This window comes from Shewanella sp. 10N.286.45.A1, assembly GCF_041470405.1.
Taxonomy (GTDB): domain Bacteria; phylum Pseudomonadota; class Gammaproteobacteria; order Enterobacterales; family Shewanellaceae; genus Shewanella.
On sequence record NZ_JBFRMK010000103.1, the window covers coordinates 13,282 to 29,228 of the forward strand.

Below are 15,947 nucleotides of genomic sequence, written 5' to 3' on the forward strand. Positions count from 1 at the left end.
TCAACGCTCCTGATCGCTGGCTGTGTCATTCCCTAAGCTTTGTAAGTAGTGAATCAAAGCTTCTCCTTTTGTCACCCCTTTCACAGCAAGACGCGAACGCTCTATCTCACTCTCAGTGTAAGGCACACCTAACCCCTGTAGGACGCGCATCTTATTTTCAATCTCGTCCCCTGATAATACTTGTCTGAATAACCACGGATAACTAGGCATCAAAGAGGTCGGTACTACCTGTCTTGGATTAATAAGGTGTAATCTTTGCCATTGCGCTGAATATTTCCGTCCCAGATTAGTCAAATCAGGACCGGTTCTTTTCGACCCCCAAAGGTTAGGGAATTCATAAATATCATCCCCCTCCTTATTCGCTCGACCATCACGTTTTATTTCAGGCTCAATGCCTCGCACCATCTGTGTGTGACAAACATGACAACCTTCGCTGATATAAACATCTCTACCCGCGACTTCTAATGCGGTTAGTGGTTTGGCTAACGACGTCGCTCTAATTTCATCGGTGCGAACAAGGTTAGGTACCACCAGCACCAATACAGAAAAACTGGCAACCACAATAGTTGAAATAATCAGGATAACAACCGAGTGCGTAAAGTCTTTACTTAGCATCAGCAACTCCCTCCTGCTCTAGCGAAACGGTTTTGTAGAGATTAAATGCCATCAGAAGCAGACCCGTTACAAAACATGCACCGCCAAAGAATCGAACAAATAACCAAGGTGCTTTAAAGTCCATTGCTTCAACAAAGCTGTAGACAAGCTCGCCATTTTCTTGCTGTGCTAACCACATGTAACCTTCACCAATCCCTGCAACCCAAAGCGCAATGGCATAAAGCGCCACTCCCACATGGGCTAACCAGAAATGCCATTTGAGCATTCGATTTGACCAAAGCTGAGTCTTACCCCACAACCGCGGAATAAAGTAATAGAAAGTTGCAATACCCGACATACCAACCCAACCGAGCGCTGCTGAATGTACATGACCAATAATCCATTCAGTGTTATGTGCCACCATGTTAAACCAGCGAATTGCCAGTAACGGCCCTTCAAATGTCGCCAAACAGTAATAGAGAATTGCCGACATGAAAAACCACATAATGTAATCAGTCTTAAGCTTTTTCTTGTTTTGCAGTAAGGTCATGGCGCTGTTAAATGCTCCCGCCCAGGAGGGAAGCCACAGGATAAGTGACATTACAATACCGATGTTCTGCACCCATACAGGCACTGATGAGTAGAGTAGATGATGGGTTCCGGCCCAAGTATAGAAGCCGACCAATCCCCAGAAATGGATAACGGATAAACGGTATGAATAGATCGGACGTTCAGAGATTTTAGGTATGAAATAGTAGTTCATACCAATGATGCCAGCCGTTAGTAAAAACCCAACCGCATTGTGTCCCCACCACCACTGAACAATGGCATCTTGTGCACCGGAAAATACCGAATAGGATTTCATGAATGATGCTGGCATTGCCAAATTATTAAGGACAAAAATCAATGCAACCACAATAATGAAGGCACCAAAGAACCAGTTTGCAACGAAGATATGATTAACTTTTCTTTTTGCTATCGTGCCGAAAAACAATACCGCGTATAACACCCAAACCAGCACAATCAATAAATCAATAGGCCACTCTAGTTCCGCATATTCTTTGCTAGAGGTGTACCCCAACGGCAAAGTCACTAAAGCCAAAAACAACACTAATTGCCAGCCCCAAAAAACCATCCAGGACAGGCTTTGGTTAAACAGTTTGGTTTGACCGGTTCTTTGCACGATATAGAGTGAAGTCCCCATCAACATATTGACTACAAACCCGTAGATCACCCCGGAAGTGTGTAACGGTCTTAAGCGGCCGAACTGGATATATTCAGAATCAAAATTGAGCACAGGCCAGTACAGCTGAGCCGCCAGAACTACGCCAATAAACATTCCAGCGATGGACCAAGCCACCGCAGCCACAATAAAGTAACGGACAACCTTTACGTCATAAAGCTCCATGCCCGGTGACATATGTGACATATACTATTCCCCTTCCTTTTGCGTACCGAGCACTGAAAAATAGTAAGCTATATCCTTGATATCTTGCTCAGATAACGCATCGGCTTGCTGCTGCATTAGAATCGCCAGACCACTGGTACGCTGCCGCGATTTATAATCTTTGAGAGAGGAGATCAAATAACCCACTTTCTGCCCACGTAAATTTGGGTAAGGATCAAGAGTCGATATGCCATCCTCACCGTGACATGTCATACAAACTTTGGCTTTTTGCTTACCTATTTCAAACGACGGTTCGTAGTTAGCCTTACCGTTGAAGGCTAAAAAAGAAAGCACGATTAGCAGGATTATTCGATTCATTAGTTGTCTCTTATTTTCTTATGCACCCTATTGAAACTAGTATGGATTGCTCAATTTTCCAGCTATAACATTTAAATAATTTTACGCTGCCATAGTAAGATTGGTTCACTATCTAAAGTAATTTGGCAGGCAATCTATCGGTTCTTGCCATTTTTAAGTGCTTAAAAGGAAACAAGCGCTCTTCGTTAAAAAAGCTGATTTTTGAGATCAACATCAAAAATTTATGCCGATAGGTATGAGATATTGAAAGTAAGTTACAATATGTATCTAGAGAGATAGAGATGGATTTTATTAGGCATGTACCTGCATTATTTTACCTTGTCGCAGGGATTGGCGCTGTTGAAGTGCTGGTGATTGGTTTAGGTCTAGTCATAAAAAAGTGTAAATCGAGTTAATAAAGCCATTGCAGCAACACAAAAAAGCTTACTCAAGTAGGCTTTTTAATATTAAATCGACAATGACTCAGGTTATACGCCCAACTTATCACGCATGGTGTAGTACCAGGCGCCGATGGCACTAAATGGCACTTGGAACATATGTCCACCAGGGAACGGGTAATGCGGCAAGCCTGCAAAAGCATCGAATCGTGTTGCTTGACCATTAATCGCTTCAGCTAGAATTTTACCCGCTAAATGCGTATAGGTTACACCGTGACCACTACAACCCTGTGAGTAATAGATATTACTACCAATACGCCCAACTTGAGGCAGACGAGACAAAGTCAGCAAGAAATTGCCGGTCCAAGTGTAGTCAATTTTCACATCTTTAAGCTGTGGAAACGTTTTCAACATCTTAGGGGTAATGATTGATTTGATATCCGCAGGGTCGCGTGCACCGTAAACCACACCGCCGCCATAAATAAGACGGTTATCACCAGATAAACGAAAATAATCCAATAGATAATTACAATCTTCGACGCAGTAGTTTTGTGGCAGCAAGCTTTTCGCCAATTCATCGCTAAGCGGTTCAGTGGTAATGACCTGAGTGCCACAAGGCATCGCTTTAGCTTGCAACTTAGGAATTAGCCCTCCAAGGTAAGCATTACCTGCCACCACCACAAATTTCGATTTTACGCTGCCGTTTGCGGTATGAACCACAGGGTTTTCCCCCTCGTCGACTTTAATTACCGCAGAGTTTTCATAGATCTTCCCCCCAAGAGACTCCACCGCAGCGGCCTCCCCCAAGGCTAAATTCAGTGGGTGGATATGACCACCGCTTTTATCGAGTAATCCGCCAACATAGGCTTCGGTATCAACCACTTTACGAATAGCACTTTCATCCAGTAACTCTAGATGATTCATGTGGCCGTGCTTTTCCCACAGCGCCTTTTGTGACTGTAGATGTCCCATCTGCTTGTTATTAAGCGTGGCAAATACACCATCATCTTGCAGGTCACATTGAATATTATACTTGTTGATCCGCTCCTTAATAATACGAGCGCCTTCAAAGGCCATTTCACCAAATAACTGACCAGCTTCTTTGCCAACAGTCTTTTCAATAGAATCGATATCACGACTAAAGCTATTGACGATTTGACCGCCGTTTCGACCCGATGCGCCCCACCCAATGCGCGCCGCTTCTAATACCGTCACGCTATAACCCATCTCTAATAAGTGCAGTGCAGTCGATAAACCTGTGTAACCAGCGCCAATAATACAGATATCAGTATCGATATTATCTTGCAGTTGAGCACGCTCTGTTTTGTCATTAGCCGATGCCGCGTAGTATGAATCTGCATGTGGTGTACTGGTCATGGTTTCCGCCTGCCCTTGGTTATTTATTATTGACATAACTTCTGTCCTTCTCGCTTTGTAAGCGAATTTTACGATCACTATCGGTGAGCTATATGCAGCTCTGAATCTTCAACAATTTAATAATGCCTAGCAGCAGATCATGTAGAGCAAAGCTTTACATGATCTGACTATGTTGATTATTTAGGCTGAACTTGAACGCTGCTTAGCATCCGCTCTGCGGGCAAAATACCAAGAGATAAATGCTATCAAGGACACCATCAAGATAATCAAGGTCGCTAAGGCATTAATCTTAGGAGAACCCCCCATTCTCACCGAGGAGAACACCACCATAGGCAAGGTTGTTGCGCCTGGGCCCGATGCGAAACTGGCGATCACTAAGTCATCTAACGACAAGCTAAACGACAATAACCAGCCAGCGACAATTGCTGGCGATATCATAGGCACAGTGATTTGAAAGAAGGTTTTCAATGGCGTAGCACCAAGATCTTGCGCCGCCTCCTCGACAGAACGATCAATCTCACGCAGTCTCGATGACACCACAACCGCCACATATGCGGCACAGAAGGTTGAGTGAGCAATCCACACGGTTAACATGCCACGCTCTGCAGGCCAGTCCAGAAAGTTTGGCCATATGCACAAACAGCAATAGCAATGACAAACCAGTTATCACTTCAGGCATTACCAGCGGCGCCGTAATCATATTCGATAGGGTTAACTTGCCCTAACCACGAGCGAAACGGGTCATGACAAATGCCGCCATTGTGCCGAGAATAACCGCCATGGTAGAGGCGTAAAACGCCACCTGTAAACTGGTGCCTACCGCATCCAGAATCTACTGTTCGCGAAACAGCTCGCCATACCACTTAACCGAAAATCCACCCCATACGGTTACGAGCTTAGATTCATTGAATGAGTAAAACACTAAGATGAACATTGGCGCGTACAGGAAGAACATGCCAGCCCAAAGCATAATGGTAGAGAAACTTAACTTCTTCATGCTGTTTTCTCCATCTCACGTGCCTGATAACGATGAAATAGCGTGATAGGGATAATCAATAAGCCCAACATCACAATCGCTAGCGCTGACGCTACCGGCCAATCTCGGTTATTAAAGAACTCCTGCCACAACACTTTACCTATCATCAAGGAATCTGGACCACCTAATAGTTCAGGGATCACAAATTCACCCACTACAGGAATAAACACCAGCATTGACCCCGCAATAACTCCGCCTTTAGATAACGGCAACGTCACCTTCCAAAAAGTATTTAAGCTACGAGAACCAAGATCTGACGCGGCTTCAATTAGACTCATATCTAGCTGAGACAAGGTTGCGTACAGCGGTAAAATCATAAACGGTAGATAGGTATAAATAATGCCGATATAGACTGCGGTATTGGTGTTTAAGATCTGTAGTGGCTCAGAGATAAGCCCAGTCCACATCAACACATTATTAATCACTCCATTGTTACTTAGAATCCCCATCCAGGCGTAAACACGAATGAGAAAAGAGGTCCAAGAGGGCAACATCACTAGCAGTACCAACAAGGTCTGGCTACTCTTCGGCGCTCTCGCAATGGCGTAGGCCATCGGATAGCCAATCAGCAAACAACCTATGGTAGAGATTGTCGCCATTTTCAGCGAACCCAAATAGGCGTTGTAATACAATGAGTCATCAAGAATGAGCAGATAGTTGCCCAGATTGAGCATAATATTTAGCGATTCTTCTGCGTATTGAAATAACGGCTCGTAAGGCGGTATTGCAATAATCGGAGTAGAGAAACTGATCTTGAGTACAATCGCGAAGGGCAGTGCAAAAAACAGTAGTAGCCAAAAATAGGGAACGCCTATGGTCCAACATTGGCCTTTGGGTAATCGAAACTTTAACGGCTTTTTCATGATCGATTCCTTATGATCTAAGGACCACTCCGCTGGTGGCCTCCCAGCTAATGAAAACCGCTTCTTCCCATGTAGGAGGATCTGAACGACGTTCGCGATTAGTCATGATGGTTTGAATTAACTGCTTATTAGGTAGACGGATGTAATACACCGAGATCCCGCCTAAATAAGCGATATCTTCCACGACGCCACTTGACCAGTTGTATTCACCTTGAGGTTGCTCACGCGTAATCCGTGTCTTCTCTGGGCGCACTGCGACCCAAACGGTCTTATCTTCAACGTTGGTCGATACACCGTGATCAATATAGATATTCTGCGATAAACCTTCACTGGCGATCATCAAATGATCGGCTTGGTCTTCGACAATCTCACCTTCAAATAGGTTAACGCTGCCAATAAACTCAGCAACCATACGGCTACTAGGGCTTTCATAAATATCTGTAGGTGTGCCAGTTTGTGCGATCCAGCCATCATTCATAATGGAGATCCGCCCCGCCATGGTCATCGCCTCTTCTTGGTCATGGGTCACCATTACACAAGTCACACCCACAGCCTCAAGAATATCAACCACCTCAAGCTGCATCTGCGTACGCAACTTCTTATCAAGCGCGCCCATTGGCTCATCAAGCAGCAGTAATTTAGGTCGCTTAGCTAGCGAGCGAGCCAAAGCTACACGTTGGCGCTGTCCACCAGATAACTGATTTGGCCTGCGCTTGGCATAAGCTTCCATATGTACCAGCTTTAGCATCTCCTGCACACGCTCAGCAATTTCAGCTTTTGGTAGTTTGTCCTGCTTTAAACCAAAGGCAATGTTCTGCTCTACTGACATATGGGGAAACAGTGCATAGGACTGGAACATCATATTGATAGGTCGCTCATGGGGCGGCATATCGGTAATATCTTCGCCATCGAGGAAAATTCTCCCCTCTGACGGTTTTTCAAAACCAGCGAGAATTCGCAGTAAGGTTGACTTGCCCGAGCCTGAGCCGCCTAAAAGTGCGAAGATTTCGCCTTTCTTTATATTCAGTGACACATCATCTACTGCGCGCACCTCATCAAAAAGCTTACTCACTCGGTCGATCTGAAGTAGCACTTCGCCTTGCGTCTTTGTAATCGGTTTATTGGTGACGCCCAAGGTACTAGCCATATTACTTCTCCAACAGATAAGCCATTAAGGTCACAGGCTTACCTTTTAAAATTGTGTCTATTTTTGCTGTCGATCAAAAAGGGCAAGGTAATACCTTGCCCTATATTTGATTAATAACCCGATTTCACTTTGGTCCACACACGAGTCAAGGCACGCTGTGATTTCATTGGGCGCACATCACCGACGTAAAGGCGATCTAGCACCTCTTTGCTTGGGTAAATAGAGGTGTTAGTACGTACCTCTTCATCTACCAACGGTAGCGCGGGAACATTTGGGTTCGCATAAGCAACATAGTTACTAATAGGCGCAATCACTTCTGGGCGAAGCAGGTAGTTGATAAAGGTGTGGGCATTTTTCACGTTAGCTGCATCAGCAGGTATCGCTAACATGTCAAATCATAGGTTTGAGCCTTCTTTTGGAATTGAGTACTCAATTACTTGACCATTTTCAGCTTCTTCAGCACGAGCAGCTGCTTGGAAAATATCTCCTGAGTAACCGAATGCGACACAAGTATCACCATTGGCTAAGTCAGTAATGTAGCGTGAAGAGTGGAAGTAAGTGATGTATGGACGCATTTTAGCCAGTACTTCGCCTGCCTTTTTAAAGTCATCAGACTTAGTGCTGTTTGGATCAAGCCCTAAATAGATAAGTGCCATTGGGATCATCTCATCAGCACTATCTAACAGCGATAGTCCACACTTAGACAGTTTCTCGGCATATTTAGGATTAAAGATAAGCTCTAATGAATCAACCGGTGCATCTTCGCCCAGTGCCGCTTTAACTTTATCAACGTTGTAACCAATACCGTTGGTGCCCCACAGGTATGGCACTGAATACTGATTACCCGGGTCAGCAGATTCCAGCTGAGTCATTAGCTCAGGGCTTAGATTCTTATGATTTGATAATTGATTCGAATCAAGCTTTTGGAAAGCACCCGCTTTAATCTGCTTAGCTAAAAAGCTATTTGATGGTACGACAATGTCATAACCTGAGCGACCAGAAAGTAATTTAGCTTCAACCACTTCATTACTATCAAACACGTCGTAAACTACGCGAATACCAGTCTCTTTGTGGAAGTTTTCAAGCGTATCTTCGGCAATATAATCAGACCAGTTATAAACCCGAACCACTTCTTCTGCATAACTGACACTGCTGGCCAAAACACTTGCAGTGACGAGTGCTAGAGTGGTCACCTTTTTTATAAGCTTCATGCTATCTCCTATTTAGCGTAGCAGCAGAGATACCTTCTCTGCTGTTGCTGCATTGTTTGCCGATTAATCGACTTAGTTCTTATTGTTAACCAATGCTACACCTGAAAAACCGCACCGGCAGTTGCTACTGCTTTACAGCTTTCATATAGATAATGCTCTGTTTTATAGCACTATCTATATGAATGACTCCTTTTTATTAATCTCAACTTTTGCTTTAAACCACTACAGCTATCAATCCCCAAAATCGATAGCTGTAGCGACACGTTCTAAACGGTTAACAGTAGGAATTTACGTTCCCAAGAACTGATCACTTGGCGGTAGTTCTCTAAATCGGCTTGTTTAACGGCCACATAGCCGTTAGTAAAAATCTCTCCTAAGTACTCACGACACGCTGAGCTCTCAGCCATTACAGCCAAAGCTTCTTCCAGGGTCAGTGGCAGAGAGATCCCGCTACGGGTTTCATTGGCACGGCCTTGAACTGGCGTCATAGGTTTAACATCTTCAACCATACCCATATAGCCACAGAGTAAGCTTGCTGCTATCGACAGGTAACTGTTGGCATCAGCGCCAGCAATACGGTTCTCAATTCGTAGGTTTTGCGGTGAAGATTCAGGAATACGCAGACCACAGGTGCGATTTTCTTCGCCCCATTCCAGATTAACTGGCGCCGACGTGCCTGGTAGGAAGCGGCGGAAAGAGTTCACATTTGGCGCGAAGAGTGGCAGTAGTTCTGGGATGAATTTCTGCAGGCCACCAATGTAGCTATAGAACAGTGGGCCTTTGCTACCATCTTCGTTAGAGAAAATGTTCTTGCCTGATTTAATGTCAACAATGCTTTGATGCAAGTGCATCGCACTGCCAGGCTCATTAGTGATAGGTTTTGCCATAAAGGTGGCACAGACATTGTGTTTCAGCGCCGCTTCACGCAAGGTACGCTTAAATACAAACACTTGGTCAGCAAGCGTCAATGCATCACCGTGGGAGAAGTTAATCTCCATTTGCGCAGTGCCCTCTTCATGGATCAAGGTATCGATATCTAAACCTTGAATCTCACACCAGTCATACATATCTTCAAATAGCGGATCGTATTCATTGGCAGCATCAATTGAGAACGATTGACGCCCAGACTCTTGACGACCTGAGCGACCAACAGGCGGAATAAGCGGCTGATCGGGATCTTCATTAATGCGGGTAAGATAAAACTCCATTTCTGGGGCTACAACAGGCTTCCAGCCCTTATCTTCATACAACTTAAGTACTTTCTTAAGTAGGTTGCGTGGAGACAGTTCTATCGGATTACCCATTTTATCGTAAGTATCGTGAATCACTTGCGCCGTAGCTTCAATCGTCCAAGGCAGTTTATAAACTGCATTTTCATCTGGAACACAAACGAAATCGATATCAGCGGCATCCAGTAAAGCGTCATAAGCTTCATCTTCAACATAATCACCGGTCACCGTCTGCAACAGCACGCTTTCAGGCATACGCATGCCTTTTTCATCAATGAACTTCCCCACTGGCGCAATCTTGCCTCTAGCAATACCAGTCATATCACAGACAACACATTCAACTTCGGTGATCTTTTCGTCTTTTAAATAGCTAATTAACTTTTTCATTATTATTTTACTCTGCTCGCTGCACGGCGCTGACATGCCTGATTAAAGGCCTTAAAAACTGCAGTATAAAAAGCGTTATCTAACACTTTCCACTCTGGATGCCATTGAACACCTAATGCAAAATTGTTTGCGTCTTTAACTGAAAACGCTTCTATTAACCCATCATTTGCATATGCTTCTGGCCGCAACGCCTTGAGTGTACACAGAGTTCACCTCTGCGGAGCTGCGGCCCCATGCATCGTGAAGCAGTCCCCCAGGCTCTATCTTGACCTCATGGGATAAACCGTATTGCTCTTCAACGGGTGCCGTTTTGTCTTCACGGTGCTCAATAAACCCGCCTACCTCGTGTAATTTCTGATGCAAACTGCCACCAAAGGCAACATTCATCTCTTGAAAGCCACGACAGATCCCAAGTACTGGTACGCCCGCCTTAATAGCAGCATGAATTAACGGTAAAGTAGTGGCGTCTCGCTTAGGGTCGTGATGCGTGCCCGCTTCGCTTGCAGGTCCATCAAAATGGTGCGGCTCAATGTTTGAGGGAGAACCTGTAAACAGAATACCGTCGAGTCTCGCTAATACGGTTTCGGCTGGGCAATGCCCCAACGACGGGATAACCAGAGGCCAAGCTTGAGTCGCATCTGCTATAGCTAATAAGTACTTTCGCCAACAATGTTAAATGGATGCAAACTTAACTGTTGATTGCATGCCGTCACACCTACTACCGCGAGCCCTACTTCCGACATATAACACCTTCAATCCTTCGTATTCAGAGTTTTTTCAATGGTTTTTATAATAATTTTTAATCTTAATTTACGAATTTTTTATAATGAACAAATTACACCCGAATGTTCATTTTTTCACACAGCACACTTAATTTTGAAACTAGGAAACAGATTAACAGCCACGAATATAAATAATATCGAACTAAAAGCAAAAAGCCATTAACCACAACAACTTAAAGATACAACCGTTTGTTTTGCAGGTAAAACAGTGGCATTAACAGGCAATAGTTGAGTACTTTACTCATGTTTTTCAATGTTGACGCGCTTCACACAAACTGCGCGATTTTGCTTTATATTATTTACACATGGGACGTTGTAATTTTGGAAGGGCGCTGGACATTAGCGTAAAAAAGCGACCAAAAGCCACCAGCTAAATCAGTATCTAGCTGGTGAGGGCTTATAAATGGTTTACTTATGCGGTTAGAAGTTTGCTGGAGTGGTCGCGCTAACGATACGGCAAGGCGTATCAAACGGGTTGCGAAAACGATGAGGTAGTTCACTATTAAAGTAATAGCTATCACCTTCGTTAAGTTCAAAGACCTCTTCACCGACGGTGAGCTCGAGTTTCCCTTCAATCACCATCGCAGCTTCTTGCCCTTCGTGCTTAAGCATCTCAATGCCAGTATCAGCACCTGGAGGGTAAGTTTCACTCATCACAGACATGGCACGATTCGGAAAATCTCGTCCAATTAATTTGAGGTCTAAAACACCATCACCGATATCCAAAAGTTCATCGCTACGATAAACCACCTTCTGTTCGCTGACAGTCTCATCTTCAATGGAAAAAAACTCCACCAAAGACATAGGTAATCCAGATAGTACTTTTTTCAAAGAGCTCACTGACGGACTAACGCTATTTTTCTCAATCATCGAGATGGTACTGTTAGTTACACCTGCGCGCTTAGCAAGTTCGCGCTGTGATAAGCCTTTCTCTTTTCTAACGGTTTTAAGGCTTGCTCCAATATCCAAATTCTTTCCCCTAATTGAAGTTGTCATTCTATGCCTCCAACAACATGCAGAACAATCAAAACGCACGTTCCAGTTCTAATGCAGTACAGCTTAATCAAATAAGTACTGTTCATTTTATCGGGCGTGTTTGTATTCTACAGAAAAGCGTGTTAAAAATAACGAACATCTGTAAATAATTTATTTGCACAGTCTTGAGTATACTGTCCCAAGTCCAATTCACAATAAAAACAAATGCTTGGAGAAAATATGTCAACTAAAAGCCCGGTGCATAGTGAGCAATACCCTGCCTCATATTACTTTGCCACAGCAAAAGAGCTACACCAATCACCCCGATTGGAAGGGGTATTCGATGTTGACGTATGTGTTGTAGGTGGTGGCTTTAGTGGCATTAATACTGCGATAGAACTCGCGCAAAAAGGCCGCTTGCCAGATGCGAAAAATATTTTCTACGCTCAGGCTTATGCAGGCCACGGCGTAAATGCTACCCATATGGCAGCCAAACTGATTGCAGAAGCCATTAGCACTCAAGCAGAACGGTTTGATATTTTTGCACAGATCCCTCACATGACATTCCCAGGAGGTCCTTACCTACGTTCGCCGCTGCTTGCTATGGGCATGCTGTATCATAGATTCAGAGATATTTTTTAAACTCGCTGCATGATATTAGCAACAGCAGAGCAGTCAGCTGCTGTTATTCAATTTAATCTAAAGCTATCGTTGTCAGATGATTGGTATAAGGCCGGCAGATCCACCGCGCCTAATATAAATGAATTTACTTAGCGCTACATAGAAGCAGGTTTAATACTTTTTCAACATAAAATAACGGGCAGGACTGCCAGCAAACTCTGGCACAGTTCCTACAACTTCAAATCCTAGCTTTTGATAAAACTGCGGTGCTTGAAAAGACAAAGTATCAAGTTGAGCCGCGAGGCAACCTCTTTGCTTAGCCTGCTCTTCTGCCTGTAGCATTAACTGACGTCCAAGACCGTTGCCACGGGCCGCTTTATCGACCCACACCACTTCAATGAGAAAGTTTTTGTAAATACTGCGGCCGGTAACACCGCCAATAATCTTTCCGGCGTCATCTCTGGCGACAACGGACAATGGCAGAGTGTCCTCATCACCGATGTTTTCATTTCTATGCTGGCGAAGACCGGCAACTAATGCGTCAAATACGCTGCGGTCTTCACAATGTAATACCTCGATTTTCATAATGGTTTCTCATGGCTTACCATGCTAGATACAGCAAGGCGCTTTCATAGTGCTTTTTATTTGCACTACAAGCTAACACCTGTAACATACTGTTTTAAATAGACTATCTATATTATCCCCTAGACTGATAACCAGAAATCCCGCAGATTTCTCTACAGGCTTTGTCTGTTGACTCACATTTTTTATGCCGCTATCCGCTACCAAGCAAACTGCTCGAACATTTTGTCTACCGGAGTCTTGGCTACATGATTAACGTAGTTGCTGATCACTTTTTGCGATAAGCCTAGGATTATCTCTAGTACCTGCTTTTGTTCGTAACCTGCAGCGTAAAATGCCTCTAACTCTGCGGGCTCAACATTGCCTCTATTACGCACCATACTCAACGTTAAGTCTTGTAGTGCCTGCAGCTTCGCAGTTGGCATTGGTTGACGATTACGCAACGCCTCAGTTAAAGCGGGGTCCACTTTCATTGAGTGCGCAATACCTGTATGAGCAGGAACACAATAATGGCATTCATGTTCTACGTTAATGGTTTGCCATACAACGGTGAGCTCTTCAGCATCAAAAGACGAACTGGTGAATTGCTGGTGCAATTGCGTATACGCTTGCAAAATATTGGGTGACTCAGCCATCACTGAATATAAGCCGGGTATTCTTCCCATCTGTTTCTCAGCGCCTTCTAAAATAGCTTTACTCTCAGCTGGTGCAGATTCAACGGTATGAAATTTAAAGTCATTCATGAGGATATTCCTAAAGTAAGTATTACTTGATTCACTAATTCAAGAGCAACTACGTCACTCTGATTACTCGATTTAAAAACAACATCGCTTTCTTTAAAAACAATATAACTAGCCTTGAACGATCGTTCAAGATAAAATTGAACAATCGTTCAAACTTTTTATTGGTATGATGGCTATATGGCAAAGAATGCAAAATTCAATCGAGAACAGGTTGTTGAAAAAGCAAAAGACTTGTATTGGGAGAAAGGTTTTCATGCTACTTCTATGCGTAATTTACAGGATGTCATCGATATGCGCCCCGGCAGTATTTACGCGACTTTCGGTAGTAAAGAGGGATTATTTAAGGAAGCTTTAGCAAGTTATACCCAAGCTGGTATCGAACAACTCGCGCAATCTCGTACAGAAGCTAGCTCGCCAATTGAGGCGCTAAAAGCCTTTATGAAAAGAATGATTATTGAACAGCGAGCTTGCGCGCCAAGTCCTTTGTGCATGCTAGCTAAAACCATTGCTGAACTAACCAATGAGCAGCAGGAGCTATTGCAAGCTGCAAAAGACTCATTGAAAGCGATGGAACATGAGTTTGAAAAACTCATTATAGAAGCCCAAGATCTAGGTGACATTAGCAAAGATAAAGATGCTAAGAAGTTAGCTTGCCATATTCAGATCCAGATCTCAGGTCTGCGCACATACAGCAGAACCTGCGATGGAGACGCGCCATTAGCTGAAATGATAGACGATATCTTTAACCATTACCCTTTCTAGTTGCTCCCCACAACAATCACTAGGTCCGCAGAACTTTCGGGGTTGAGCTTGGATTTGGGTTTGTTTTTGGATTTGGGTTTGTTTTTGGGTTTGGATTTGGGTTTGTTTTTGGGTTTGGGTTTGGGTTTGGGTTTGGGTTTGGGTTTGGGTTTGGGTTTGATTTTATTTCAAAGCTTGTTTTATTTCAAAGCTTTGATATTAGCCAGCCACTATAAATCAATAACATAGCCAGCTTCCCTCTCAATATCAACTGATACTAACTTGCCCTACTTCTACAAAAGTACTTTCAATGCTTATTGCGGAAGAACAAAAGGTAAAATTGATGAATGAAGCCACAACAATGTGCTCGAAGACGTAACTAGCTAACTGTATTGGGAATATAGAGGAGAAGGTGGCAAAAAGTACTGCTTTAAATTAGCTGACTTGTATAAATTGACAACTGTTGGAAAAGTGCCGTCGTCGTTTACTTAAGTGTTCACAATAACGATTAAGCTCCTGCAGCGTACCAACCGGACCATGAAATAATTGGCCAAACTCCGTGACGATTCTAACCCAGTTCGTTGATGGTATATTGAGTCGATTCAAAATGGTTTCTGCACTTGAAGAGATAGCCCCACGCTTATCATCACGAATAACCCTTCCCGTTTCATCGACTAGGATTAAATAGTCTTTTAGCGAGAATGCAATGCCTTTAGGCTGATTGACTCTTTCGTTACCAATAAAGGGCAAGAGTGACTTGGGCTGCTCGCCTTTTAGTGCAGCTTCGATTCTTAATTTGATACTCGTAAAATTAGATTTCTCCGGTGTATTCGCCATCTTGGCACGAATAGGGTTGAGTTCCACATACGCCATACAGGCAAGGACTGCAGCTTCATCTAACAACGCCTGAGACTTGAAACGCCCCTCCCAGAAGTGCCCGGTGCAGTTATCTTCAAGATTAGCTTGCCTGGCGATAGGTTCATTCAAGCACCGCAACTCTTATGAAAACGTTAGCAACTGATGTCACTAAGGCGTGAGCGGTAAGTCGCGATAAGCTGTTTAAGTTGTGCGACCATGCACTCTTCAATCACTTCACCTTTAACAAACTTTTGCGTCAACGCTGTGCCATTGAACAGTTTATGCCATTGCTCGACAACCTCTCTACCTGACCAGCGATTCACGGTCTCTAAATCAATATAAAGTACAAGGTGCAAATGATTACTCCCTCTCTTTGGTAAAGAATGCGTATGCCGCAACGTCAATAGCAAACACCTCAGTAAGCTTCAATATTTGCGTTTCAACCCAACCACGGCGATGGTCGTAGTTTTTACCTGTGTATTTATCATCCCCACACACTTTTTGTTTCGACAGCATGCACGCCGAACGACGCGGCTGCAGCAGTGATAATAGGGACTTCTTACCAAATAAAGAGCTCAATACTAATGAGAGTTCGTCTTGGCCTTGGCATGCAACCTCCTTGTTCAATGCTCAAAGTAAGCATAGTAGGAGGTCGCGAT

At 43.8% G+C, this 15,947-nt stretch carries 11 protein-coding genes and 5 pseudogenes; 2 read left to right on the forward strand and 14 right to left on the reverse strand.

Annotated elements, in window-relative coordinates:
- The 11 genes and pseudogenes from AB4238_RS08970 to AB4238_RS09020 all read right to left on the reverse strand — a co-directional run bounded on the left by AB4238_RS08970 (position 1) and on the right by AB4238_RS09020 (position 11,737).
- Entirely contained in the window at positions 1-615 is a 615-nt protein-coding gene (locus AB4238_RS08970) for a cbb3-type cytochrome c oxidase subunit II (protein WP_372033042.1), read from the reverse strand.
- Positions 605-2,023, reverse strand: coding sequence for a cytochrome-c oxidase, cbb3-type subunit I (gene ccoN / locus AB4238_RS08975; protein WP_372033043.1), 1,419 nt, complete (start codon positions 2,021-2,023; stop codon positions 605-607). Before ccoN ends, AB4238_RS08970 begins: the two co-directional genes overlap by 11 nt.
- A gap of 3 nt (positions 2,024-2,026) precedes the next feature.
- Positions 2,027-2,359 (reverse strand): cytochrome c, encoded by a 333-nt coding sequence (locus tag AB4238_RS08980; RefSeq protein ID WP_372033046.1) that lies wholly within the window; start codon positions 2,357-2,359, stop codon positions 2,027-2,029.
- Positions 2,360-2,826: 467 nt separating this feature from the next.
- On the reverse strand, positions 2,827-4,113 hold the full coding sequence (locus AB4238_RS08985) for an NAD(P)/FAD-dependent oxidoreductase (protein WP_372033061.1): 1,287 nt from the start codon (positions 4,111-4,113) through the stop codon (positions 2,827-2,829).
- Between the two features lie 180 nt (positions 4,114-4,293).
- Positions 4,294-5,110 (reverse strand): annotated as a pseudogene (locus tag AB4238_RS08990) (ABC transporter permease subunit).
- On the reverse strand, positions 5,107-6,012 hold the full coding sequence (locus AB4238_RS08995) for an ABC transporter permease subunit (protein WP_220738167.1): 906 nt from the start codon (positions 6,010-6,012) through the stop codon (positions 5,107-5,109). Before AB4238_RS08995 ends, AB4238_RS08990 begins: the two are co-directional and overlap by 4 nt.
- A gap of 10 nt (positions 6,013-6,022) precedes the next feature.
- Positions 6,023-7,159, reverse strand: coding sequence for a polyamine ABC transporter ATP-binding protein (potA, locus tag AB4238_RS09000; RefSeq protein ID WP_372033047.1), 1,137 nt, complete (start codon positions 7,157-7,159; stop codon positions 6,023-6,025).
- A 110-nt stretch (positions 7,160-7,269) separates the two neighbouring features.
- Positions 7,270-8,370, reverse strand: a pseudogene (locus AB4238_RS09005) (polyamine ABC transporter substrate-binding protein).
- 266 nt (positions 8,371-8,636) lie between these two features.
- Positions 8,637-9,986, reverse strand: coding sequence for a glutamine synthetase family protein (locus tag AB4238_RS09010; RefSeq protein ID WP_248972997.1), 1,350 nt, complete (start codon positions 9,984-9,986; stop codon positions 8,637-8,639).
- A 2-nt stretch (positions 9,987-9,988) separates the two neighbouring features.
- Positions 9,989-10,729, reverse strand: a pseudogene (locus AB4238_RS09015) (gamma-glutamyl-gamma-aminobutyrate hydrolase family protein).
- 459 nt (positions 10,730-11,188) lie between these two features.
- Entirely contained in the window at positions 11,189-11,737 is a 549-nt protein-coding gene (locus AB4238_RS09020; RefSeq protein ID WP_372033062.1) for a cupin domain-containing protein, read from the reverse strand.
- Between the two features lie 327 nt (positions 11,738-12,064).
- On the opposite strand from AB4238_RS09020, the pseudogene AB4238_RS09025 reads away from it, so the two are divergent.
- Positions 12,065-12,385, forward strand: a pseudogene (locus AB4238_RS09025) (FAD-dependent oxidoreductase); the annotation flags it as partial.
- A gap of 150 nt (positions 12,386-12,535) precedes the next feature.
- On the opposite strand, the gene AB4238_RS09030 reads toward AB4238_RS09025, so the two are convergent.
- Positions 12,536-12,949, reverse strand: a complete 414-nt coding sequence (locus AB4238_RS09030; RefSeq protein WP_372033049.1) for a GNAT family N-acetyltransferase — start codon at positions 12,947-12,949, stop codon at positions 12,536-12,538.
- A gap of 197 nt (positions 12,950-13,146) precedes the next feature.
- Positions 13,147-13,689, reverse strand: a complete 543-nt coding sequence (locus AB4238_RS09035; RefSeq protein ID WP_220738153.1) for a carboxymuconolactone decarboxylase family protein — start codon at positions 13,687-13,689, stop codon at positions 13,147-13,149.
- 177 nt (positions 13,690-13,866) lie between these two features.
- On the opposite strand from AB4238_RS09035, the gene AB4238_RS09040 reads away from it, so the two are divergent.
- Positions 13,867-14,451 carry a TetR/AcrR family transcriptional regulator gene (locus tag AB4238_RS09040; protein ID WP_372033052.1) on the forward strand — a complete coding sequence of 195 codons (585 nt, stop codon included), beginning with the start codon at positions 13,867-13,869 and terminating at the stop codon, positions 14,449-14,451.
- 414 nt (positions 14,452-14,865) lie between these two features.
- Here AB4238_RS09040 and AB4238_RS09045 read toward each other — a convergent pair.
- A pseudogene (locus AB4238_RS09045) lies at positions 14,866-15,898 on the reverse strand (transposase).
- Between the last annotated feature and the right edge of the window lie 49 nt (positions 15,899-15,947).